The sequence below is a fragment of the Nocardioides coralli genome (assembly GCF_019880385.1).
GTDB classification, from domain to species: Bacteria; Actinomycetota; Actinomycetes; order Propionibacteriales; family Nocardioidaceae; genus Nocardioides; species Nocardioides coralli.
Map to the genome: position 1 here is coordinate 589,933 of NZ_CP082273.1, position 21,851 is coordinate 611,783.

Annotated in this window: 19 protein-coding genes; 9 read left to right on the forward strand and 10 right to left on the reverse strand. The window is 67.3% G+C overall.

The genetic code is table 11. The features are described from left to right. Nucleotides 1–47 precede the first annotated feature (47 nt). Genes K6T13_RS02970 through K6T13_RS02980 form a run of 3 tightly spaced genes read right to left on the reverse strand, consistent with a single transcriptional unit; the run spans nucleotide 48 to nucleotide 3,324 of the window. A complete protein-coding gene (locus K6T13_RS02970; protein WP_222896897.1) occupies nucleotides 48–653 on the reverse strand; it encodes a response regulator in 606 nt (201 codons plus the stop codon). Further along, the gene (locus K6T13_RS02975; protein ID WP_222896905.1) at nucleotides 650–2,611 is read right to left on the reverse strand and encodes a sensor histidine kinase; all 1,962 of its coding nucleotides are present in this window, start codon (nucleotides 2,609–2,611) and stop codon (nucleotides 650–652) included. Before K6T13_RS02975 ends, K6T13_RS02970 begins: the two co-directional genes overlap by 4 nt. Before the next feature lie 14 nt (nucleotides 2,612–2,625). Then, a complete protein-coding gene (locus tag K6T13_RS02980) occupies nucleotides 2,626–3,324 on the reverse strand; it encodes a DUF4386 family protein (protein ID WP_222896908.1) in 699 nt (232 codons plus the stop codon). Nucleotides 3,325–3,463: 139 nt separating this feature from the next. Between K6T13_RS02980 and K6T13_RS02985 the strand changes: the two genes are divergently transcribed. From K6T13_RS02985 to K6T13_RS02995, 3 genes are all read left to right on the forward strand, one after another. Further along, a complete protein-coding gene (locus K6T13_RS02985) occupies nucleotides 3,464–4,252 on the forward strand; it encodes an SDR family NAD(P)-dependent oxidoreductase (protein ID WP_222896911.1) in 789 nt (262 codons plus the stop codon). Between the two features lie 182 nt (nucleotides 4,253–4,434). Then, entirely contained in the window at nucleotides 4,435–4,788 is a 354-nt protein-coding gene (locus tag K6T13_RS02990; protein WP_222896913.1) for a LysM peptidoglycan-binding domain-containing protein, read from the forward strand. A 276-nt stretch (nucleotides 4,789–5,064) separates the two neighbouring features. Next, nucleotides 5,065–5,382 carry a GIY-YIG nuclease family protein gene (locus tag K6T13_RS02995; RefSeq protein ID WP_222896916.1) on the forward strand — a complete coding sequence of 106 codons (318 nt, stop codon included), beginning with the start codon at nucleotides 5,065–5,067 and terminating at the stop codon, nucleotides 5,380–5,382. Between the two features lie 43 nt (nucleotides 5,383–5,425). On the opposite strand, the gene K6T13_RS03000 is transcribed toward K6T13_RS02995, so the two are convergent. Further along, nucleotides 5,426–5,569 carry a type IV toxin-antitoxin system AbiEi family antitoxin domain-containing protein gene (locus K6T13_RS03000; RefSeq protein WP_222896920.1) on the reverse strand — a complete coding sequence of 48 codons (144 nt, stop codon included), beginning with the start codon at nucleotides 5,567–5,569 and terminating at the stop codon, nucleotides 5,426–5,428. 112 nt (nucleotides 5,570–5,681) lie between these two features. Then, nucleotides 5,682–6,035: a hypothetical protein gene (locus tag K6T13_RS03005; protein ID WP_222896924.1), complete on the reverse strand. Its 354-nt coding sequence runs from the start codon at nucleotides 6,033–6,035 to the stop codon at nucleotides 5,682–5,684. Between the two features lie 310 nt (nucleotides 6,036–6,345). On the opposite strand from K6T13_RS03005, the gene nrdR reads away from it, so the two are divergent. The 6 genes from nrdR to K6T13_RS03035 all read left to right on the forward strand — a co-directional run bounded on the left by nrdR (nucleotide 6,346) and on the right by K6T13_RS03035 (nucleotide 16,425). Further along, nucleotides 6,346–6,822 carry a transcriptional regulator NrdR gene (gene nrdR / locus K6T13_RS03010; protein ID WP_222896929.1) on the forward strand — a complete coding sequence of 159 codons (477 nt, stop codon included), beginning with the start codon at nucleotides 6,346–6,348 and terminating at the stop codon, nucleotides 6,820–6,822. A 146-nt stretch (nucleotides 6,823–6,968) separates the two neighbouring features. Further along, nucleotides 6,969–9,848, forward strand: coding sequence for a vitamin B12-dependent ribonucleotide reductase (locus K6T13_RS03015; RefSeq protein WP_222896933.1), 2,880 nt, complete (start codon nucleotides 6,969–6,971; stop codon nucleotides 9,846–9,848). 124 nt (nucleotides 9,849–9,972) lie between these two features. Continuing rightward, complete coding sequence (locus K6T13_RS03020; RefSeq protein ID WP_222896937.1) at nucleotides 9,973–11,130, forward strand: cysteine desulfurase family protein; 1,158 nt, start codon at nucleotides 9,973–9,975, stop codon at nucleotides 11,128–11,130. Continuing rightward, nucleotides 11,127–12,086 carry a DUF4007 family protein gene (locus tag K6T13_RS03025; RefSeq protein WP_222896941.1) on the forward strand — a complete coding sequence of 320 codons (960 nt, stop codon included), beginning with the start codon at nucleotides 11,127–11,129 and terminating at the stop codon, nucleotides 12,084–12,086. Before K6T13_RS03020 ends, K6T13_RS03025 begins: the two co-directional genes overlap by 4 nt. Next, a complete protein-coding gene (locus tag K6T13_RS03030; protein WP_222896945.1) occupies nucleotides 12,083–15,577 on the forward strand; it encodes a hypothetical protein in 3,495 nt (1,164 codons plus the stop codon). Before K6T13_RS03025 ends, K6T13_RS03030 begins: the two co-directional genes overlap by 4 nt. Next, entirely contained in the window at nucleotides 15,574–16,425 is an 852-nt protein-coding gene (locus tag K6T13_RS03035) for a phosphoadenosine phosphosulfate reductase family protein (protein ID WP_222896951.1), read from the forward strand. The genes K6T13_RS03030 and K6T13_RS03035 overlap by 4 nt, the downstream gene beginning before the upstream one ends. Here the strand turns inward: K6T13_RS03035 and K6T13_RS03040 are convergent, their stop codons facing one another. The 5 genes from K6T13_RS03040 to K6T13_RS03060 form a co-directional block, all read right to left on the reverse strand. Further along, entirely contained in the window at nucleotides 16,426–16,839 is a 414-nt protein-coding gene (locus K6T13_RS03040) for a T3SS (YopN, CesT) and YbjN peptide-binding chaperone 1 (protein WP_222896955.1), read from the reverse strand. It lies immediately after the preceding gene. Continuing rightward, nucleotides 16,836–17,534 (reverse strand): phospholipase D-like domain-containing protein, encoded by a 699-nt coding sequence (locus K6T13_RS03045; RefSeq protein ID WP_222896962.1) that lies wholly within the window; start codon nucleotides 17,532–17,534, stop codon nucleotides 16,836–16,838. Before K6T13_RS03045 ends, K6T13_RS03040 begins: the two co-directional genes overlap by 4 nt. A 222-nt stretch (nucleotides 17,535–17,756) precedes the next feature. Continuing rightward, entirely contained in the window at nucleotides 17,757–18,287 is a 531-nt protein-coding gene (locus tag K6T13_RS03050; RefSeq protein ID WP_222896966.1) for a hypothetical protein, read from the reverse strand. A 56-nt stretch (nucleotides 18,288–18,343) separates the two neighbouring features. Further along, the gene (locus K6T13_RS03055; protein WP_222896969.1) at nucleotides 18,344–20,158 is read right to left on the reverse strand and encodes an ATP-binding protein; all 1,815 of its coding nucleotides are present in this window, start codon (nucleotides 20,156–20,158) and stop codon (nucleotides 18,344–18,346) included. Further along, nucleotides 20,155–21,768, reverse strand: a complete 1,614-nt coding sequence (locus K6T13_RS03060; RefSeq protein ID WP_222896973.1) for a DEAD/DEAH box helicase — start codon at nucleotides 21,766–21,768, stop codon at nucleotides 20,155–20,157. The genes K6T13_RS03055 and K6T13_RS03060 overlap by 4 nt, the downstream gene beginning before the upstream one ends. Between the last annotated feature and the right edge of the window lie 83 nt (nucleotides 21,769–21,851).

The window sequence follows — 21,851 nt, forward strand, 5'->3', positions numbered from 1 at the left end:
CCGCCGCCCGGACTTCAAACACCTGTTCGAACGGCGTGTCGGCTCGGTCACTCCAGCCCGCGGGCGCGGAACGCCGCCTGCGTCCGGTCGCGCACCTGCAGCTTGCCGAGCACCGCCGACACGTGGTTCTGGACCGTCTTGAGGCTGACCCCGAGCTCGCGGGCGATCTCGCCGTTGCCGAGCCCGCGGCCGAGCAGGGCGAGCACCTCCGACTCGCGGGGCGTGAGGGTCTCGGCGAGGCCACCGCCGGTGGCCAACCGGGTGGCGACGCCGGGCCCGAGCACCGCGCCGCCGGCGGCCACGGTGCGGATCGCGGCCAGCACCTCGTCCTGACCGGCTTCCTTGCGCAGGTAGCCGCGGGCGCCGACCCGGAGCGCCGCGACCACGCTGGCGTCGTCGGCGACCATCGTCAGCACGAGCACCGCACACTCCGGCGCGGCCTCGCCGATGCGACGGGTCGCCTCCAGCCCCGGCGTACCCGGCAGGTTGAGGTCCATCAGCACCACGTCGGGCCGGAGCGCGACCGCCTGCGCGACGGCGGCGTCGCCGTCGGCCGCCTCGCCGACGACCTCGACGTCCGGCACGGTGGCGAGCAGGCCGGCGAGCCCGCTGCGGAACAGCGGGTGGTCGTCGACGACGAGGACCCCGATCACGGGCCCACCGCCTCGTGGACCGGGAAGCGGGCGACCACGGTCGTCCCGGCGGTGTCGCTGGTCACCTGCACGCTGCCTCCGATCTCCTGCGCCCGCTCGGCCATGCTGCCCAGCCCGACACCCCGGCCGGGCGCCGCCCCGCCGTGCCCGTCGTCGGCGACGGTGAGGACGAGCTCGGCCGCCTCGACGCACACGCGCACCCGGCAGTGCTCCGCGTGGGCGTGGCGGACCACGTTGGTGAGCGCCTCCTGGGCGACGCGGTACGCCGCGACCTCGACCGCGGCCGGCAGGGCGGGTCGGTCCTCGGGCAGCTCGAGCGCCAGGTCGAGCCCCGCGCCACCGGTGAGCTCGCGGCCCAGCTCCGCGATCGCCCCGGACAGTCCCAGGTCGTCGACCGCCGGCGGCCGGAGGCCCTCGACCACCCGGCGTACCTCCGCGACGGTGTGGCCCAGGCCCTCGCGCAGCAGCTGGAGCTGGGTGTCGGGCGATTGCCCGGCGGCGAGCAGGTTCGCGGCCGCGTCGACGTGCAGCCCGAGCCCGGCGAGGGAGGGGCCCAGCCCGTCGTGGAGGTCGCGGCGCAGCCGCCGGCGCTCCTGCTCGCGGCCGAGCACCAGCTGTTCGCGGGCGTGGCGCAGGGAGTCGACGAGGCCGGCGGTGTGGACGGTGGCGCCGACCTGGTGGGCCAGGTCGAGGAGCAGCGAGCGGTGCACCGGCCGCAGCGGCGACCCAGCCCAGCGGAGCGACCCCACGCCCTGGCCGTACGCCGTGAGCGGTACCGACCCGGTCGTGGCGACCGGCTGGCCGGACGCGGCGAGCACCCGCCCGGACGCGTCGTGGATCTCGGCGCGGGCCAGACCGAGCCCGGTCACGAGCTCGTCGGTGAGCGACCGCAGCAGCGTCGGCGCGTCGGCGGCGTCCGCGAGCCGGCGTCCGGTGTCCGCGAGCACCTCGGCCGGTGTCGACCACCGGCCGTAGGTCAGCCGGTTGACGCCCTGCTGCAGCCAGTCACGCACCGGCGCGAAGGCCACGGCGACGACGCCCGCCCCCGCCCAGGGAAGCCAGGTAGCCCCCCGGTCGTCGAGCACCACGCCGACGCCCGCGACCACGGCGGCGTACACCCCGGCGAGGACGACCGAGAGCGCGACGTAGGTGAGGGTGCGGTTGGCGGCGCGCTGCACGTCGTAGAGCCGGCGCTGGAACATCGCGACCCCGACCGCGACCGGGGTCGGGATCAACACCAGCGCGAACATCCACGGCGCCGCCCACGGCGTCGAGATCACGGGCAGCAGGAGCAGCGGCAGCGAGAACGCGGCGCCGAAGATCGCCACCTGCTGCCGCTCCAGCTCGGCGCCGGTGCGCCAGCGGACCACCAGCGACCGGACGACCACCACCAGCGCGACGAACGTCGCCAGGAGCGAGCCGATCGCGAGCAGGTCGGCGGCGACCCGGGCCGACTCCGGTACGCCGATGGGGTTGTCGACCCCGTCCAGCCGCGACTCCAGCGGCGTCGGGGCTACCAGCGTGGCGAGCGTGAAGGCGGCGATCGATCCTGCGACGAGCCCGACCGACCTGGGTCCCGGGGGCCGGCCGTCGGGGAACAGCAGCGGCAGCCCCAGGACGAGCAGCAGCCAGCCCGCTCCCCGGCAAGCCGTGCCGAGCACGCCCGCCAGGGCCGCGCCCGGGGCGCCGAGACCGGTCTCGAGACCGGCCAGGCCCAGGGCCAGCAGCCCCTCGCCGACGCCCCAGAGGAGGGCGCCGACGAGCACGAGCCGCCCGACCGGGTGTCCCGGCCGGGCGAGCTCGATGGCGACGGCGACGGCGGCGTACGCCGTCAGGGCGAGGACGATCGCGAGCCCGTCGTAGGCGCTGCGGGTGTCGGTGGCGGCGAGGGCGACGACGCCGCCCGCGACCGCGAGGGCGGCCAGCAGCACCACCGCCACGACCCGGATCCCGCGCATCGCCTCACCTCGGGTCAAGAGTGCCCGACGACGACGCCGGTGGGGGAGCGATCTGCGGCGGCGGTGGTGGCCGGCTCGCGGTGGCGGATCATCAGCACGCCGACGCCGGCGAACCAGACCATCCAGACCAGGGTCCCCCAGTCCTGGTGCCCCACCCCGGCCAGCGGGGTGGAGGCGACCAGGAGGGCGCCGGTCGCCAGGCCGAACCAGCCGATCCAGCGCGGGTGCACGCGCTCGGCGAGCGCGGCCGCGGCGAAGCCGAGGGTGCTGGCGCCGAGCAGCATCAGCGACAGGAAGTAGCCGAAGAGCCGGACGTTGTTGATCGCGAACGCGGCGTCGACGTCGAGCCCGTGCTGCACCCCGTACATGGCGGCGGCGCCGGCGGGGAAGCCGACCGCGAACGTGACGGCGACGTAGGCGAGGCCGCAGACGGTGCCGGTCTGCGCCGCCCAGCGGCCGCCGGCGGTGCTGCGGCCCAGCACCTGGCCGAGGAAGACCAGGACGGCCAGGAGGAGCACGAAGCCGACGGCCTCCAGCATGCCGCCGGTGAACGACCGGGTCAGGTCGCCCTCGGCGTACGAGTCGACGATGCCCTCACGGCCGTCGGCGAACAGCGGCCCGCCCTGGAGGGCGATGCCCACCGGGATCAGGGCCACGTGGACGAGGGCGAGCGCTCCGGCGATCTGCCACAGGCGGCGGGGTACGGCGGTCATGGGGTCCTCCTCGAGGTGCGGTGTGGTCGATGCCCCGAGCGTGCGGCGCCGGGCGCGCCGGCACATCGGGCCCGTTCCCGGACCGGCCGGGAAGATCTCCCGGTCGGCCCGGGAGCGGGGTCTGGTTGACTCGCGCCCCATGGACAGCAGCGTCGTGGTCACCGGCGGGGCCCGCGGGATCGGCCGCGCCATCGCCGAGCTCCTGGTGGCCCGTGGTCACCAGGTGGTCATCACCGACATCGACGGCGCCGCGGCGGCCGACACCGCGGCCGAGATCGGTGCCGAGGAGGGGCTGACCCACGACGTACGCAACCCCGCCGACCACGAGGCCGCGGCGCAGGCGGCCCTCCACCACGCGCCGTTGACGGCGTGGTTCAACAACGCGGGGGTCGGTGACGACGGCCGGCTGACGGAGCAGAGCGAGGAGCAGGTACGCCGCCTGGTCGAGGTCAACCTGCTCGGCACGATGTGGGGGATGCGCGCCGCGCTCGGCGCCTTCGGCAAGGGCGGCGGCGACATCGTCAACGTGGCCTCCCTCGCCGGGCTCGGACCGGTCCCCGGCTTCGGGGTCTACGCCGCCAGCAAGGCCGGCGTCGTCTCGCTGACCGCCTCGGTCGACGCCGAGACGCCACGCAACGTACGGGTGCACGCCGTGTGCCCCGACGTCGTCGACACCGCGATGCTCACCGAGGGGCACACCCACGACTCGCTGGGTTCCCGGATCGCCCACTCCGGCGTGGTCCTCACCGCCGACGAGGTCGCCCGCGACGCGGTCTCGCTGCTCGGTTCGCGTCGCGTGCTGCTCTCGGTGCCGCGCTGGCGCGGGGGAGTCGTGCGCACCGCGGCCGTCGCCCCGTCGCTGTCGCGGCACGCGATGAGGCTGGTGGCCGCGCAGGGCCGGCGCACCATCGCCCGCCGCGCCCGCTGACGCTGTCGAACACGCGTTCGTCTGGTCCTTGCTTTCGTTCGAACACCTGCTCTACTCTCGTACACGTGTTCGATCGAACGTCTGATCGAGACCCTCGGCCGGGGGGCTTGTCAGTGGTCTCGGTCAGGCTTCGACCCGAACACCGACCGACAGGCTGACCGCCGCTTCCCCAGGAGGTCCCGATGAGCACCATGACGATCACCCGCCCGATGCCCGTACGCCGCCCCACCCGGCCCGCCCGCCCCGCGCCCGTCCGGCTGACGCGCCGCGGCCGGCTGGTGGTCTTCGCGACCGGGCTGCTCGCGGTGCTGGTCCTCGGCATGGTGTGGGGTGCGGGCTCGGTCGCCTCCGAGCAGCGCGGCGAGCCGGCCACCCAGGTGGTCCAGGTCCAGCCGGGCGACACCCTCTTCGGCCTCGCCGCCGATGCGACCACCGACGGCGACGTCAATGCCACGATCCACCAGATCCAGCGCCTCAACGGCCTCGAGTCCGGCGTGATCCAGGTCGGCGACCGCCTCCGCGTGCCGGTCGGCTGAGCAGTCCCGACCAACCCAGACCCACAACTGAATACTTCGCCGCCCGACCTCGACCCCCGGGCGGCGAGCCGGGGAAGACGAGGGGTGGGCCACACGCTGGCCCGCCCCTCGCGGCGTCCCGGCACTCGAGAGGCAGGTGACGTGCCGCGCCACTCCGGTGGTTGAGGTGCGAGGGCCGCCAAGGCCCGAGCCTCGAAACCCCCGGAGCCCTCCCACGTCCTCCACAGGGCGCGCTGACCCAGGCTTCGGCCACGAGTCGGCGGGCAGACCCACCACATGGCCTGGACTTACATCCTCGAGTGCGCTGACGGCTCCTTCTACGTCGGGAGCACCATCGACCTCACGGCACGGCTAGCCCAGCACGAGTCAGGGGAGGGCTCGCGCTACACCTCACGACGTGACCGGCTCCCGGTCCGACTGGCGTGGTCCGGCTACTTCGAGCGGATCGACGACGCGTTCTGGTTCGAGAAGCAGGTCCAGGGCTGGAGCCGGGCCAAGCGAATCGCCCTCATCGAGGAGCGGTGGTCGGATCTTCCGGAGCTGGCCCGACGTCCGTCCGCGCGCCGAGGTGAGGACGGGGACGGGTCGGCGTAGACCTCCGGGGGTTTCGAGGCTCGTCGCTGGCGCTCCTCGCACCTCAACCACCGGAGGGTGCCGGCACGACGAGCTCGCGGCGGCGTACGAGGCGGCGGATGTCGTGGTCCCGCAGGCCGCAGTCGCGGGCCTGCCCGCGTGAGATCACCCCTGACTGCTGGTCCAGCAGGTCTCGGAGCTCGTCCATGGCCGGTCACCCTGCACCGGACCGTCACCCGTCGTAAGGGCCACCTCGCTGGTCTGTGGATCAACGCGGTCGATCGGTGTCACCTGGCGACCACGATCGACCGCACAAGCCCCTACCGAGCGGCCCGCCGGCCTCCGCCGCCGCCGCCGGAGGCCCGCCGCGGGGGTTCGGTCTCGGCCGGCGGGGCGGCCGCGGAGGACGGCTGGGTGATGCCGAGCACCCGCAGCAGGCGGGCGACCATGAGCAGGCCGATGAACAGGCAGGCGACCGCGCCGAGGCAGGCCAGTCCGAGGTAGAGCCAGGCGCCGGAGTCGCCGTTGCGGGCCTCGACGCCGAAGTCGATGGCGGCCTTGACGAGGTAGCCCCAGGCCACCACGCCGAGCGTGACGCCGAGGGCGAGCAGGAGCGGGGTCGGGCGGAACCTGGCCTTCTTCTTCGGCCCGACCCGTTTGCCCCGCTGTGCCACCGGGCCATTGTGTCCGATGCCCCGACACGCCGCCCCGGAACCCGCCAAGAGGCCGCTGACCTGCGCAGATGCAGACTTTGCGAAAACCTCTCGGCAATCTGCCGCGTTCTGCTTGCGCGCCCTCCGCCCGCGACGTACGGTTACCACTACATCTAGTAGTTACACCGTTGTGGTTCTCCACATCTAGTTCACAGGGGCCGGGTGTGTGACTCACAGCACAGCAGCCGTACTCCACAGGAAACACCCACACATCCACAGCCGTTACACCCTCATCGAGGGTGTCTCGAGCGACCCCGAAGGGAGGCCCGCGATGCACTGTCCGTACTGCCGGAACACCGACACCCGGGTCGTCGACTCGCGGGTCGCCGAGGACGGCAGCGCGATCCGCCGCCGGCGTACCTGCAACGCCGAGGACTGCGGCAAGCGCTTCACCACCGTGGAGCTGATGCAGCTGACGGTCCTCAAGCGTTCGGGTGCCACCGAGCCCTTCAACCGCGACAAGGCGGTGCGCGGGGTGCGCAAGGCCTGTCACGGCCGGCCGGTGACCGAGGACGAGCTGGCCTGCCTGGGCCAGCAGGTCGAGGACGCGCTCCGGCTGTCGGGTGCCGCCGAGATCCCCGCCCACGAGGTGGGGCTGGCGATCCTGGGCCCGCTGCGCGAGCTCGACGAGGTCGCCTACCTGCGCTTCGCGAGCGTCTACCGCGCCTTCGAGTCCGTCGACGACTTCGAGGCCGAGATCGCGATGCTCCGCATGGAGCGCGAGGCACAACCTCAGCCCTCGGGCTGACCAGAGACCGGGCCCGGCGTGCGTGGAGGGGAAGCCAGGTACGCCGGGCCCCACCAAAACACCAGCAGCACCAGCAGTGTCGGTGGATCGGGCCACCATCAAGAAGAGCACCAGCACACACAGCACCAGCGACAGGGGAGAAGTACATGACGGAGACCGTGAGCGGCGCGGGCACCAGCACCGGGGTGAAGATCGAGCGGGTCTTCTCGACCAAGGGTGTCCACCCGTACGACGAGATCACCTGGGAGCGCCGCGACGTCGTCCAGACCAACTGGAAGACCGGCGAGACGGTCTTCGAGCAGCGGGGCGTCGAGTTCCCCGACTTCTGGAGCGTCAACGCCTCCACCATCGTCACCACGAAGTACTTCCGCGGCGCGGTCGGCACCGACGCGCGAGAGTGGAGCCTCAAGCAGCTCATCGACCGGGTCGTGAAGACCTACCGCAAGGGCGGCGAGGACCACGGCTACTTCTCCTCCGAGGCCGACGCCGAGCTCTTCGAGCACGAGCTGACCTGGCTGCTGGTGCACCAGTACTTCTCGTTCAACTCCCCGGTCTGGTTCAACGTCGGCACCCAGTCTCCCCAGCAGGTGTCCGCGTGCTTCATCCTCTCCGTCGACGACTCCATGGACTCGATCCTCAACTGGTACAAGGAGGAGGGGTTCATCTTCAAGGGCGGCTCCGGTGCCGGCCTCAACCTGTCGCGGATCCGCTCGTCCAAGGAGCTGCTCTCCAGCGGCGGTACGGCCAGCGGCCCGGTCTCCTTCATGCGCGGTGCCGACGCCTCGGCCGGGACCATCAAGTCCGGCGGCGCGACGCGGCGGGCGGCCAAGATGGTCGTGCTCGACGTCGACCACCCCGACATCGAGGAGTTCGTCGAGACCAAGGCGCGCGAGGAGGACAAGATCCGCGCGCTGCGTGACGCCGGGTTCGACATGGACCTCGGCGGCGCCGACATCACCTCGGTCCAGTACCAGAACGCCAACAACTCGGTCCGCGTGAGCGACGAGTTCATGCGGGCGGTCGAGGAGGGCACCGAGTTCGGGCTGCGGGCCCGCAAGACCGGCGAGGTCATCGAGACCGTCGACGCCCGCGAGCTGTTCACGAAGATCAGCGAGGCCGCCTGGGCCTGCGCCGACCCGGGGCTGCAGTACGACGACACGATCAACGACTGGCACACCAACCCCGAGACCGGGCGGATCACCGCGTCCAACCCGTGCTCGGAGTACATGAGCCTCGACAACTCCTCGTGCAACCTGGCGAGCCTCAACCTGCTGAAGTTCCTCAAGGACGACGACACCTTCGACGCCGCCCTGTTCGAGAAGGCCGTCACGCTGATCATCACGGCGATGGACATCTCGATCTGCTTCGCGGACTTCCCGACCGAGCCGATCGGCGACACCACGCGTGACTACCGCCAGCTCGGCATCGGCTACGCCAACCTGGGCGCGCTGCTGATGGCGATGGGCCTGGGCTACGACTCCGACGGCGGCCGCGCGATGGCGGCGGCGATCACCTCGCTGATGACCGGCGCGTCCTACGCCCGCTCGGCGGAGATCGCCGGGGTCGTCGGCCCGTACGCCGGCTACGCCCGCAACGCCGAGGCCCACAAGCGGGTGATGCGCAAGCACCAGGCGGCCAACGACGCGGTCCGCACCCTCCACCTCGAGGACGAGCGGGTCCACAAGCTCGCCACGAAGGCCTGGGACAAGGTCGTCAAGCTCGGCGAGAAGAACGGCTACCGCAACGCGCAGGCCTCGGTGCTCGCGCCGACCGGGACCATCGGCTTCATGATGGACTGCGACACCACCGGGATCGAGCCCGACTTCAGCCTGGTGAAGTTCAAGAAGCTGGTCGGTGGCGGCTCGATGCAGATCGTCAACCAGACCATCCCGCGGGCCCTGAAGAAGCTGGGCTACGACGAGGAGAAGGTCGAGGCGATCGTCGACTACATCGCCGAGCACGGCCACGTCATCGACGCGCCGGGCCTGAAGACCGAGCACTACGAGGTCTTCGACACCGCGATGGGCGCCCGGGCGCTCAAGCCGATGGGTCACGTGCGGATGATGGCGGCGGCCCAGCCGTTCCTGTCCGGCGCGATCTCCAAGACGGTCAACCTGCCGGAGACGGCGACCGTGGAGGACATCGAGGACATCTACCTGCAGTCGTGGAAGCTCGGCCTCAAGGCGACGGCCGTCTACCGCGACAACTGCAAGGTGGGCCAGCCGCTGGCCGACGGTGGCGGCAAGGCGAAGAAGGACGCCGCCGACAAGGCCGCCGCGTCGGAGGTCGAGGAGGCCACCAAGGTCGTCGAGAAGGTCGTCTACGCCCCGACTCGCAAGCGGCTGCCGAAGTCGCGGGTGTCGCGGACCACGAGCTTCACGGTCGGCGGTGCGGAGGGCTACATGACCTCCGGCGCCCACGACGACGGCGAGCTGGGCGAGATCTTCCTCAAGCTGGGCAAGCAGGGCTCGACCCTGGCCGGCGTGATGGACGCCTTCTCGATCGCGGTCAGCATCGGGCTGCAGTACGGCGTCCCGCTGGAGACCTACGTCTCGAAGTTCACCAACCTGCGCTTCGAGCCGGCCGGTCTGACCGACGACCCGGACGTGCGGATGAGCCAGTCGATCATGGACTACATCTTCCGCCGCCTGGCGCTGGACTACCTGCCCTTCGAGAAGCGCTCGGCACTCGGCATCTACTCGGCCGACGAGCGCCAGCGCTACCTCGAGACCGGCTCGTACGAGCCCCTCCAGGAAGAGACCGGCTCGCCGTCGGAGCTGCTCTCACCGGAGTCCACGCCGGTCGAGCCTGTCGAGACCACCACGGAGGTCGAGCCTGTCGAGACCGCCCACACGGAGGTCGAGCCTGTCGAGACCAAGGAGGCCCACACCTCCGCCGAGCTCCTCGAGCAGATCACCGGCCACGCCGTCGACAGCCCGCTCTGCATGACCTGCGGCACCAAGATGCGCCCCGCCGGCTCCTGCTACGTGTGCGAGGGCTGCGGCAGCACCTCCGGCTGCAGCTGATCGACGTCGATTCGATGTGGCGCCGAGCGGTACACCGATCGGCGCCACATCGGTGTTGCGACACCTGTGGAGGGTGCGCGTGAGCGCGTCGGTAGCGGCGTAGGTTCTGGAGCGGAGGTTTGGGATGTCTGAGTTCGTGTATCTGGACTACAACGCGACGACACCCGTCGCACCAGAGGTGCTCGACCAGATGCTCCCGTGGATGCGGGATCGTTCCTGGAACGCCGCTTCGGCACACGCCGGTGGTCGCCTGGCCTCCGCTGCCATCGACCGGGCCCGCGAAAGCGTGGCCAACCTTGTGGGTGTTCGGCCCCGAGAGATCGTGTGGACCTCTGGCTCGACGGAGGCGAACAATCTCGCCCTTAAGGGCGTGATGAACGCCGCTCCTCCCGGGGCCCGCATCCTCGTTTCGGCCACCGAGCACAAGTCGGTCCTTGATACCGCTGAGGCCATCGCGGCAAAGGGGTTCAAGCTCGAGGTGCTTCCGGTCGACTCCGATGGCCTTCTGGATCTGGATCACTATGAGCGGGCTCTTGGTCGGGACGTGGCTTTGGTGTCCGTCATGCTCGCTAACAACGAGACCGGCGTCGTGCAGCCCCTCGAGCGAATTGCCGCCATGGCGGGGGCGGTCGACGCTGTCGTCCACACGGATGCAACCCAGGCTCCTGGACGCCTTGAGATCGATCTGGAAATGCTTGGTGTGGATCTAGCCTCGTTCTCCGCGCACAAGTTTTGCGGCCCCAAGGGGACCGGAGCATTGTTCGTCCGTCGAGGGCTCCAGGTGACGCCGCAGATCCACGGCGGAGGCCACGAAGGCGGCCTGAGAAGCGGGACCAGCAACGTCCCCGGGATCGTCGGGATGGGCGCCGCAGCAGACTTGGCCGTGCAGCGGCTGGTGGAGGATCGCCGCTGCTATGCGGAGCTCATGCGTATCTTCCTAGGCGAGCTCGACCGGCTCCTCGACGATTGGCAGGTTGTAGGGAGCGGCGCTACTCGGATTCCCAACACGGTCAACCTCCGCATGGTCGGTGCTGACGGTGAGGCTGTTCTGGTGAACGCGCCGCAGATCCTCATCTCCACAGGGTCGGCGTGTACCGCACGCGTGCCCGACGCTTCTCACGTCCTGCAAGCCATGGGCATGACCCAGGAGACGGCCTATGAGTGCGTGCGGATCAGCATGGGCCGAGAGACAACCCCCAATGACGTCACGACAGCGGCGGCCGCCATTGCTGCGGCCGCAACAAGGGTCAGAGAGCTGACAAGAGAAGGAGCAGGCGCGTGAGGTTGGACGAGTCGTGCGAGCGGGTTTTCGCTCGACACGAGACGTTTCACCCCCGGTACGGCTGGGTGAAGAAGGGGTACGACGCGTCGGCTGATCCCAACATCTTCAACAAGGCCGCGGCCGTCGTGTCGATGGGCGTGGGCAAGAACATGGTCAAGTCGATTCGCCACTGGAGCCTGGCCTTCAAGGTTTTGGAGGCCGTCAAGGTCGAAGGATCTCGCATGCCGACTTTGCGGCGGACGGACATCGGACGGGCCTGGTTCGACGACCAAGAGGGCGTCGACCCCTTCATGGAGCTGCCCGGGACCGATTGGCTTCTGCACTGGTGGCTCCTCGCTCCGCCGTCGCAGGCCCCGGTGTGGTGGGTGACCTTTAACGAGTTCCCTGCCATTGAATTCACCGAGGAAGAGCTGCTCGCGTTCGTCACCGACCGTCTCGAGGGCTTCGGTCGGCCCAACGCCACATCCCTCAAGAAGGATGTGAGTGTCCTTCTGAGGATGTACGCCTCCGGCCATGCAACCCGCGCGACCTTCGAGGACAAGATTGACTGCCCATTCCGCGAGCTAGGTCTTGTCCAGCCCAGCAGCGCGCAGAAGGGCGCGTACCGATTCATGGTCGGACCCAAGGTGACGCTCCCGCCCATGGTGTTCGCCGCGACAGTGATCGACTTCATGCTTCGCGCAGGCGGCGAGGACCGTGTCGTCAGCATGAGTCGTGCCCTGGCTGAGCCAGGCTCGCCCGGTCGAGCGTTTCGGCTGACCGAAGGCGCGGCGCTGGACCTATTAGAGCGCGCGGCTGAGTCTTCCGAGGCCGTCAACGTGCAGCTCTCGAACGGCCTTCCTCAGCTAGTGCTCCCGACAGACCCGTACACGGCCATGCAGAAGTTGCTTATCGACCACTACGCGCAGTTCGGAGCCGAGCTCCGGCCTACGACCATGAGGGGCAATGCCGCGTGAGGCGACTGATTGACCTGAAGGCGCCGCGCGACCGGTTCGCGCGGTCCATCAATGTGGAGCGCGACGCCGGGACGCACGCCATCGACGGCTACTTGCCGGTGGGGCGCGCGATCGACAGCGTCGAACGGCTCGCTAATGCGATGCTCAGCGAGGGTGAAGTCGCTCTCTCCGTAACGGGCCCCTATGGGACTGGGAAGTCGTCGCTGGCGCTGCTTCTTGACTGCCTCTATGCACCCAAGGCCGACGGCTCGCGTCAGACGGCCGACAGCATTCTGTTCGAGGCGGCGCCCGAGGTGCTCGCAGTTGTTACTGAGGCGCGCAAGCGCGCTAACGCGGATCGCTCTGGATTCGTTCGTGCCGTGGTGACCGCGCAACGGGAACCGGTTTCGAAGACAGTTCTCCGAGCGCTCGGACATGGGCTCGCCCGATTCCAGCCGCCGGCGAAGCATACGGGCGTCGTGCGGGACCTCTCCCGGCGTATCGAGGTTCTGGCTGAGGGATTCACCACTGGTGACTTCGCCGTACAGACCCGAGAGATCCGAGAGCTCGTTCACGGCATCAGCGAGGTCGCACCCTTGCTGATTCTCATCGACGAGTTCGGCAAGAATCTCGAGGCCTTCGCCGAGAGCCCAGGAGAGAGTGACCTCTTCCTCCTCCAGGAACTCGCGGAGTGGACACGATCCAGTCAGCGGCATCCGATCGCCCTTGTGACGCTTCAGCACATGGCTTTCGGTGACTACGCAACCGGTGCCTCCGGAGTCCAACGGCGTGAGTGGATGAAGATCCAAGGCCGTTTCGAAGACGTGCCGTTCATCGACACGCCGAGCCAGACCCGGGCACTCATCGCGGCCGCATTCGGAGATGCGGACGAGGAGCTGACTGCCCCCCTCACGAGTTGGGTACAGGGACACCTCGAGCGTCTCAAGGTCCTCGGGCTCGCTGACCTCGCGGACGACGGCGACATCATCCGTCGCAGCTGGCCCCTGCATCCTCTCGCCCTAGCGGTCCTCCCGGACCTCTGTCACCGGTACGGCCAAAACGAGCGGACCATGTTCTCGTTCCTGGCGAGCCGTGAGCCCCAGAGCGTTGGCCGGTTCCTTCACGACTCCCGCTGGGAGGGCGCACAGCCGTTGCCAGCGGTGCGCCTCAACCGGCTCTACGACTACTTCATCGAGTCGGCATCCAACATGGTTGGAGTCTCCGCGGATGCCTCCCGCTGGATCGAGATCGACACGAGAATCAGGGACGCGCGTGGGCTCAGTGACGCCGCCTTGGAGCTGCTCAAGTCGATCGGCCTGCTGAATCTGACTTCCAGTGGTGGCGTCCTTCGTGCCAGCGCACAGGTTCTGCGGTATGCCATGGGTGAGGAGCCGGGGCCGGGCCAGGGGCAGTTCGAGTCCGCCCTCACGGAACTTCAGGAACGCGCACTCGTCACCTACCGCGACTTTGCCGACGAGTACCGGGTCTGGCAGGGTAGCGACTTCGACGTCCAGGGTGCGCTCGAGCAGGCGCGTAGGCGTATCAGAGATGTCCGAGCTGATGAAGCGCTCAGCGAGGTACTGCATCTCGCGCCGGTTGTCGCCGCCCGTCACTCACACCAGTCGGGAACGCTTCGCGCGTTCGAACGGGTGTGGGTGGACAACCGCGCCAACCTGACGCCGCTGACCAGCAGTGACCGAGGGGATGGCCTCGTCGCGTACGTCGTCGGAGGTGAGTTCTGCGGCGACGTTCTGGCACGCGAGACAGACAAGCCCGTCGTGATTGGACAGGCGGATTCCTCGCGGCTGGTCGACGCGGCACGCGAAGTTCTCGCCCTGCAGGACCTACTCGGCGACGATGCTCTGGTCCAGGACGACTGGGTCGTACGCAAGGAGCTGAGCGAGCGACGGGTCGCTGCGATCGTGGACGCGAAGCGGGAGTTCGAGTCGGCCTTCGGTCCGCTTGCGCCGGTCGAATGGATCTGGGCGAGCTCCCAGAACGACGACCGTCGCAGTTTCACGGGCTCCTTGGCCGCAGTCGTGTCGGAGGTGGCAGACGCCTGTTACACCCACGCCATCCCGATTCGAAACGACCTCATCAACCGTCATGAGCTCTCGTCGCAAGCGGCCAAGGCTCGCCGGGAAGTCACCGAGATCATGCAGGCGAGGCAGCAGCATGCGGAGCTCGGTCTCGACGGCTTCGGTCCGGATCGGACCCTCTATCGATCGATCTTCGCCGCGTTCGGCATCCACCGCCGGGTTGGTGAGAGCTGGGCGTTCGTTCCGCCCGAGCGGGGGAGCGAGGCCTCTCACGTGTGGGACGCGTTCGTTACCGAGATCCGATCGACCACAGGTTCTCGCCTCAACGTCGCCGGGCTCTTCGAGCAGCTAGCGCTGCCGCCGTTCGGCCTGCGGGCTGGGGTCGCTCCGATCCTGCTGCTGGCGGTCTTGTGCGCCCACTCCGACGAGTTCGCGATGTACGAGCACGGCACTTTCAGACCGCGGCTGACGGGGGATGTCGTTGAGCGGCTGCTGCGCAACCCCGGGAACTTCGAGCTCAAGTGCTTCGGAACGCGAAGCCGCGCGCGCCACGAGTTCGTTCGCGCGATGGCGGTCGAGCTGGGGCTGTCCGGTGATCCGCAGAAGGCCAGCGTGGTGACAGTGGTGTCTTCAATGGTCGCGCGCCTCAACATGCTGACCCAGTACGCCAAGAAGACGCGCATCGTGGGCGAAGACGCGGCTGCGGTCCGTGCTGCGCTCCTGTCGGCTACGGAGCCAGATGAGTTGCTCTTCGCTTTGTTGCCGACCGCCGTGGGACAGGAGCCGATCTCGATCAGGGATCGCCGTCCAAAGGACGAGTACGAGCAGGTGGCCGCCCGAGTGGGCGCCGCCCTCCATGAGCTGCAGGCCGCCAGAGGGGTTCTCGCCTCCCGCATCGAGAAGGTTCTCGGAGACCAGCTCAAGGTCCAGGGCGACGTGCAAGCCTCGTTGAGGCACCGCAGCCTCGAGGTCAAGGACAAGATCCTGGACTCCCGCCTTAGGGCGTTGTCTGTAGCCCTACAGGGTGAGATGGACCGTGACGAGTGGCTGGACTACGTCGCGATGCAGGTCGTGGGGGCACCGCCAAGCAGCTGGACCGACGAGGATGCTGACCGGTTCGAGCTGACAATGCATGACCTGGGCGCGGCATTCCTGCGGGTTGAAGCGCTGGCCGCCGATATGCGCGCCCTCGACGGGAACTTCGAGGCAATGCGTATCTCCGTTAACTCCTCTCGAGGCGGAGATCTTGTCCGTCTTGTCCAGTTGGACGAGAGTCGCAGCGCAGCGGTTGGCCGCGCTCTTGAGTCGACGCTGGCCAGCCTTCTGGAGCATGGCGTCGACGCGCGTGAAGCCCGCGAGTGGATTCTGGCCCACCTCCTCCACGTAGAGCTTGAAAGCACGGCAAGCCGGATCGATGTCGGTGGTCGCGCCTACGGTGACAATGACTCGTCCAGAAAGGAGAACCTCGCATGAGCAGCGGCAAGGTAAGGCACGTCTGCGGGATTTCGGGAGGCAAGGACTCGAGCGCCCTCGCGATCTACCTTCGCGACCAGGTCCCCGATATGGAGTACTTCTTCTGTGACACCGGCGCTGAGCTTCCGGAAACCTACGAGTACCTGAACAAGCTCGAGGTGGTTCTTGGGAAGCCGATCGCGCGACTGAATGCGGACAAGGGCTTCGACCACTGGTTCGAGGTCTACCGAGGCACGCTGCCCTCCCCCCAGATGCGCTGGTGCACCAAGTTGGTGAAGATCAAGCCGCTTGAGGCATGGCTCGGCGACGATGAGGCGATCAGCTACGTAGCGATCCGCGCCGACGAGAAGAATCGCAAGGGATACGTCTCGACCAAGCCGAACATCTCGGCAATCTTCCCCTTCGTCGAGAACGACATCGACCATGAGGGAGTGCTGCGAATCCTGGACGAGGCGGGCGTTGGCCTTCCGGATTACTACCAGTGGCGGACTCGTAGCGGCTGCTACTTCTGCTTCTACCAGCGCAAGGCCGAGTGGATCGGACTCGCTGACCGTCACCCCGAACTTTTCGAGCGGGCCGTGGCCATCGAGAGCAAGGTACTCAAGGATGCCGGAGCTTCGGGGGACGCGAGCTACCAGGGGCTCGCGATGCAGGGACGCGATTACACCTGGTCGAATGGCGAGACCCTGCCTGAGCTGCTTGAGCGCCGGGAGGAGATCCTCAAGAAGCACGCGGACGCCATGGCGCGAGCAGCCAAGAGCCGCCGCAATCTGCCGCTGATCGAGGTGTTGTCAGGCGCTCTTGACGAGGACGATGACAGTGAAGCCTGCGCCGTTTGCGCCCTTTAGCTAGTCAATCCCGCGGTGACCACCAAGGGATGACCGCAGGACATCATCGTAGTGATCAGCAATCTGGGCGATGGAGGTGAAAGCGGCCATGAGCTCCGGCTCTTGAAGGTGATCGCCGAGCATGTCGTACTCCAGGGTGAGCAGGGCCTCGTCTGCGTAGTAGACCCATCGCCCGAAGACCTCTTCGCAATTCAGCTCATTGACCGTGCGCAGGACGTCTTCGCTAGTAGCTGAGATGCCACGCAGCACTTTAGAACGCAACTCGACCAGCGACTGCGAGCCCCACTCTCGAAAGGAAATGGTTACCAGGGCGCTGGCGAAGCGGAGCACGAGATCGTCCCCTGTCTCGTGCCATGTCATTCCGTTGCTCTCCAGAATCGAGCGGACGTTGCTGCGGGACTTGGTCAGGTTCACACTCGCTCCTCGCGGGACGGTCTCCGCTGAATCACCTCGGACCAGCGCGCGGTGGTCACTGTATAGCGAGCGGGTAGGAACTCGAGTAGCCAACGCATCAGTGTCTGCCACGCCAGATCGGCCTCCTCGCGATCCAGCTCAAACCGCGCAGCAAGAAAGTCCCGAACGGCCCCGAAGCGCTGACTGGAGACTAAGAAGTCGTCCAGCTCTGTGAGGAACGGATGTTGCATGAGCCGGCCGGCGACCACACGTTTGAAGGCTGGCTCGTCGAAGCCGCCCGGAAGCTCGAGCCAGGCGAGATCCTGCGCTGCCGCTGACCTGCCCGGGAGACTAAGCGTCTCCTGTTCACCGCGGTAGGCCAGCCATAGGTCGGCCGGGTGCCTAAAAGACGGCAGCCAGGGGCGTTGCACCGCGGGGGGGCTGTGTAGCTCATCCGGCGGGGCCACGGTGGCCCGAATAGGCAACTGGTTGGCGATCTCCCGAAGCTCGTGGGCCAACGTTGCGGTGGCACGGATCGATTCGGAGCGCAACTGGTCTTCGAGCTTCGTGACCACTCCCAACGGACTGGGAATGAGCAGTTCCAGGTTGCGTGGCGCGCTCCAGCCAAGCGCGGCCCCCGTTAGGTTCGCGGACCCGAGCAGGACTTCACTTTCGCTGCGAAAGTACTTCGCGTGGAGTCGGTCGTGTAGCAGCACGTCCCCTCCACGCGCAGCCACCTGTTCCAGTACCTCGAGGTCTGAGACCCCCGACGCAATCTCTTCCGCTCGCCATCTGGTGATGACCACTAGCCGGACCTGGGTACCCAGATGTTCTAGAAGCCGCGACATGACGTGTGTCTTCGCGAAGGGAGCGCAGAGGACCAGTTCGCGACGCGCCCGAGAGCACAGCTGTAGCAAGTCGTCGCCGAGGGGCACGTCTCACTCCCGAAGGATTTCGATGGCCCTGCGCCCCCAGAAGAGCCTGTCATCGACGAGCTGTCGACGCGCCGACGGTGTGCTGGCACCGTCCTCGTGGAGCGCCCAGGCCGAAAGCAGGGTCTCGACCAGCTCTCTGTAGGGCGAGTGATCGCTGTCGTCGTCGTCGTAGGGGATGGGGAGATAATCAAAGATCTCGTGGGTCGAGTTAAGCGTGAGCTCGATGGTGTTGCCACTCGACTTGACGGCGAAGAAGGCATCCGTGTCCAACGCACGACGACGGAACTGGATAGTCAGGCCATTAGAAAGCGTGCGGGCGCCAAGGTCTTTAGCGGGTTTGGCCGCTAACAGCTCCGACTTGGAGTCGACGACCTCAACCTTGGCGCTATCGACCGAACCAGGGCGTCGTTTCGAGGACTTAAGGCCCCACTTGTGGCCGGGCTGCCACACGAAAGATTGCGGAGACCCCCACAGGAGGGCGTCGACCTCTCGCTCCGCGAGTCCAGTCGCTGCGGCGAGCTGAGGGACCGTCATGGGCCCCTCAGCTCGCCCAAGCTCGTCGACGACCTTTCGTTTAGGCGAATCAGCGGTCACTGAGCCCCCAAGAAGCCCTCGGCCATCCGACCCCAGTCATGGCGGACGTTCTGTGCCGAACGGCGCTGCTCTACGGACGTCTGCTCATCTTCGTAACGCGCCCAGGCGAAAAGCATCATCTCGAGGCCGGACTGCGCAGCCTGCAGCTTCTCCTTGAGGGCCTCGGGATCCCCCGGCAACGAAGCCGGGTCTTGTGCTCCCAGCAGGAGCTCATAGGCGGGGTGGTCAGTATTCAGCGTGACGAGTAGGACGCCGCCGCGCGGCTGCACCGAGAAGAACGCGCCGCCTTCGAGGGAGGCGACGTCCATGCGGTACTTGAGACCCTTATCGATCGTCTCCGCGGCGAGAGCCTGGGCAGCCTCGGGCGAGTGACCCGAGGCTTCGAGCTGCTCGGCGAGTTCGCTCGCACGCTCTTCCAGCGGACGCTGCTCGTCATCGTCGCTGCGGCCGCGATGGCCGGCCTCTTGGCGCTTGCGGACTGCCTCAGTCGCCTGGACCTCGACACTCTTGTCTTGATGCCTCTTTCGTCTGCGACCCTCGGCTTGGACACCAATCAACTTGCGCATCTCGCGGATGTTGGTCTGGATCCGATGCACGAGCTCTAGCAGCGGCTCGAGGGGGTCTTCCTCGTCCGCCAACGCCTGACGCGCTCGACTGATTGACCCGCCGTGCTCCTTTATCAAGGCGGCCGTGTCGATCTTGGCTGCCTCAGCGAAGTTGCGGGCGGACTGCTTATTATTGGAGACACCAAACAGTTCATCGAGTCCAGGCTCGAACCGCACCTCGACTCCCCACCAACGCTCGCGCGGGTCGTATGCGGTGGTCCAGGCCGGGTCGAGTTCGAGCTCACGGCCAGCCCGGACAACCGATACACCTACATTGCGAGCCGCGTGTCGACCGTGGGGCTTGCTGCCGGCGTTGTCGCCCGATCGCGCCGCCTCAGAAGCGATCGCGAGCCGGGTGACGACCTCATGATCCTCACCCTGGAAACGGATCGTGGTGCGAATCTCGTACGCCTCTTCAGAGGGGAAGGGCTGGAACATCGGCTTGTCGTCGAACGGCGCCGGACAAGTTGTGCGCGTCATGAGGTACAGCGGGTCGTTCGGCTTCGCCGTCTTGTCGATAACCGGCTTTCGAGGGTCGTACTCAAGAAAGCTCCGAAGGCGGATGGCCACGTCGCCGCGATGAATCCATTCGCGGTACATCCGGCCAATGAGTTCTTCGGAGTTGTCGATGAGCGCCTTCGACGTCCGCCAGAGCGCTCGATCGATCTGACTCCAGACCACTAGAGTTCCGGATTCGCCGAACCCTTCACCGCTCTTGGCGTCTAGCCACGTGTCCGGAATCGCCAGCGGCTGGGGCGCAGGGACGACCTTGAGCGACCCAGCCTCGATCTCGTTGAGATCGATGTAACTGTGCATGGCAGACGATGCGCCTTTCTGCCAGCTCCACACATCGACCCTCCGGCACTGCGAGATGGATGCACTTGGCAACCCCATGCCGAATCGGCCCATCCCCTTGGCGGCGTTCTCCGGCGAAAGACGAGTTCCGTTGCCGAACTGCAGTGCGATCTGGAGGGTGTCGAAGTCCATTCCGCTGCCGTTGTCTAGTACGGCTACCGAGCTGAGTCGACGACGCGTCCGCTGGTCGACCATGGTCTCCTGATCTGCACACAACAGATCGACACGGGTTGCCCCCGCCTGAATGGAGTTGTCCATCAGCTCGGCGAGTGCGTAGGCCGCGTTCTTGTATCCGTTGTCCCGCATCGCCTTCACCGCGAGCGAGGTCGGCACAATGTCGTACTCGGTCATCGCGCTGTCTCCCACACGTCCTCCCAGTTCTCGAAAGCATCTGAAGGGGAGGCGAACCCCTCGAGCCCCGGATCCACGACAGTGGCAATCACAGCTCGCGCGTTGCCGCCCGCCCGGGGGCCTCGAATGGCGCGACCCACCATCTGGGAGTAGAGGACCAGGCTCGCCGTCGGACGGGCAATGATCGCTGCTCCAGTGGCGGGGGCGTCGAACCCCGTTGTCAGCACACCGTAGTTCACCAAGACTCGAGGTTCGGGAGAGTCGTCTCGAAACTCGCCGATGGATTGCGCTCGTTCCGAGGAAGGAGTCTTCCCCGTGACAGCACGGGCCCAGAGGCCACGGGAACGGAGCACTGCAGCCAACACGACTGCGTGCTCGACTGTTGCAGCGAAGATGATCAGTCTTGCCGTCGTTCGTGTTATCTGCTCGGCCCGATTAACGATGAGCAGGTTTCGCTTCTCATCGTCGGCGAGTTGCTCTAGCACTCTGGCAGGCAGATCGAGACCGTCAGCGAGGTTGTCGTAGTCGGTCTGAGTCAGTTCGACGCCGATCTTCGAGTGCAGACTCTCGAACTGCGCCGCAGCTAGATAGCCTTCATCCACGAGGTAGTCCACGGGATTGTCGTAGCCCCCAACGCGAAGTGTGACCTTACGGCGATAGAAGAAGTCCGCGAGCTTCTGGTCCTCGTCAACGTCGTTCCAGGTCCTACCCGGCGTTGCGCTGAGACCGAGGAGTGGGGCAGGGCTACCCGCCTGAGACAGAAGGTCGAGTACAAGCTGGTAGCTGGGCGCGATCGCCTGGTGGGCCTCGTCCATGACGACGAGTCCAACTTGGCCGGAGAGCTGACCGAGCTGACGAAAGTCGCGCTTCACCGAGGCGTACGCCTTGGGCAGCCCGGCGACCAGGAGCCCGTCCCTCATGGACATTGCATCGAGCTCGTGGTCACCCCACCATCGCGCCACGGGGACGTCCCGGTTACCTAGGCTTTGCCAGGCAGACGAAAACTCCTCCACGGCCTGCTCGCAGAGCTCCTCGGAGTGCGCCAGCCAGACCGCCAGGAATGGCTCGCTCCGGTTCATGAGCTCGCAAATGGCGTTCATGGCCGTACGGGTCTTACCGGATCCAGTCGGCATGTGGAGCAGTGCACGCTGCGGCTCAGCCTCCAACAGGCTTAGGACTTGTCGGGCCGCATTGCGCTGATGCGGGAAAAGTCCGTGACCCACCGTGACCGTTGTGCTCGTCGGAGCATCCCTCACCGGCGGCGACTCGTCTTGGACGTAGAAGAACTCCAAGAGCCGTCTTGCGCGCTCTGACCCACGCCGTATCGACACGCTCGAGAGCTCGCGGAAGGGATCATCCCCCGGCAGGTCCAGCGCCGTTGCAAGATCACGAGCCTGGGAAGGGGGCAGCAGGGACGCGAGCTCGGCCCTTGAGTCTCGATTCAGTAGGAGCTCCGAAGGGGCCCTTAGGTCTTGCAGGACCTCGCGCAGCCGATCTGGATGAGCAAGGTCTTCTTGCAGCTTGGCGAGAAGTCGGACAACCTTCCGACCCACGAGCTCCTGGAGGGTTGGATCGCTCGCCCTGGACAGCAGCTCCTCGAAGGTCAACATTGAATTAGGCACCTCTACATGTGGTGGTTGCATTCAAGAAGCTCTGCGTTCCTGCCTCACCCAAGGTGCGAACGCTTTGTCCA

Excerpts from the sequence above, each read along its gene's own strand:
- K6T13_RS02975 (WP_222896905.1), bottom strand. The coding sequence starts at position 2,611 with ATGCGCGGGATCCGGGTCGTGGCGGTGGTGCTGCTGGCCGCCCTCGCG.
- K6T13_RS02980 (WP_222896908.1), bottom strand. The coding sequence starts at position 3,324 with ATGACCGCCGTACCCCGCCGCCTGTGGCAGATCGCCGGAGCGCTCGCC.
- K6T13_RS02985 (WP_222896911.1), top strand. The coding sequence starts at position 3,464 with ATGGACAGCAGCGTCGTGGTCACCGGCGGGGCCCGCGGGATCGGCCGC.
- K6T13_RS02990 (WP_222896913.1), top strand. The coding sequence starts at position 4,435 with ATGAGCACCATGACGATCACCCGCCCGATGCCCGTACGCCGCCCCACC.
- K6T13_RS02995 (WP_222896916.1), top strand. The coding sequence starts at position 5,065 with ATGGCCTGGACTTACATCCTCGAGTGCGCTGACGGCTCCTTCTACGTC.
- K6T13_RS03000 (WP_222896920.1), bottom strand. The coding sequence starts at position 5,569 with ATGGACGAGCTCCGAGACCTGCTGGACCAGCAGTCAGGGGTGATCTCA.
- nrdR (WP_222896929.1), top strand. The coding sequence starts at position 6,346 with ATGCACTGTCCGTACTGCCGGAACACCGACACCCGGGTCGTCGACTCG.
- K6T13_RS03015 (WP_222896933.1), top strand. The coding sequence starts at position 6,969 with ATGACGGAGACCGTGAGCGGCGCGGGCACCAGCACCGGGGTGAAGATC.
- K6T13_RS03020 (WP_222896937.1), top strand. The coding sequence starts at position 9,973 with ATGTCTGAGTTCGTGTATCTGGACTACAACGCGACGACACCCGTCGCA.
- K6T13_RS03035 (WP_222896951.1), top strand. The coding sequence starts at position 15,574 with ATGAGCAGCGGCAAGGTAAGGCACGTCTGCGGGATTTCGGGAGGCAAG.
- K6T13_RS03050 (WP_222896966.1), bottom strand. The coding sequence starts at position 18,287 with ATGACGGTCCCTCAGCTCGCCGCAGCGACTGGACTCGCGGAGCGAGAG.
- K6T13_RS03055 (WP_222896969.1), bottom strand. The coding sequence starts at position 20,158 with ATGACCGAGTACGACATTGTGCCGACCTCGCTCGCGGTGAAGGCGATG.
- K6T13_RS03060 (WP_222896973.1), bottom strand. The coding sequence starts at position 21,768 with ATGTTGACCTTCGAGGAGCTGCTGTCCAGGGCGAGCGATCCAACCCTC.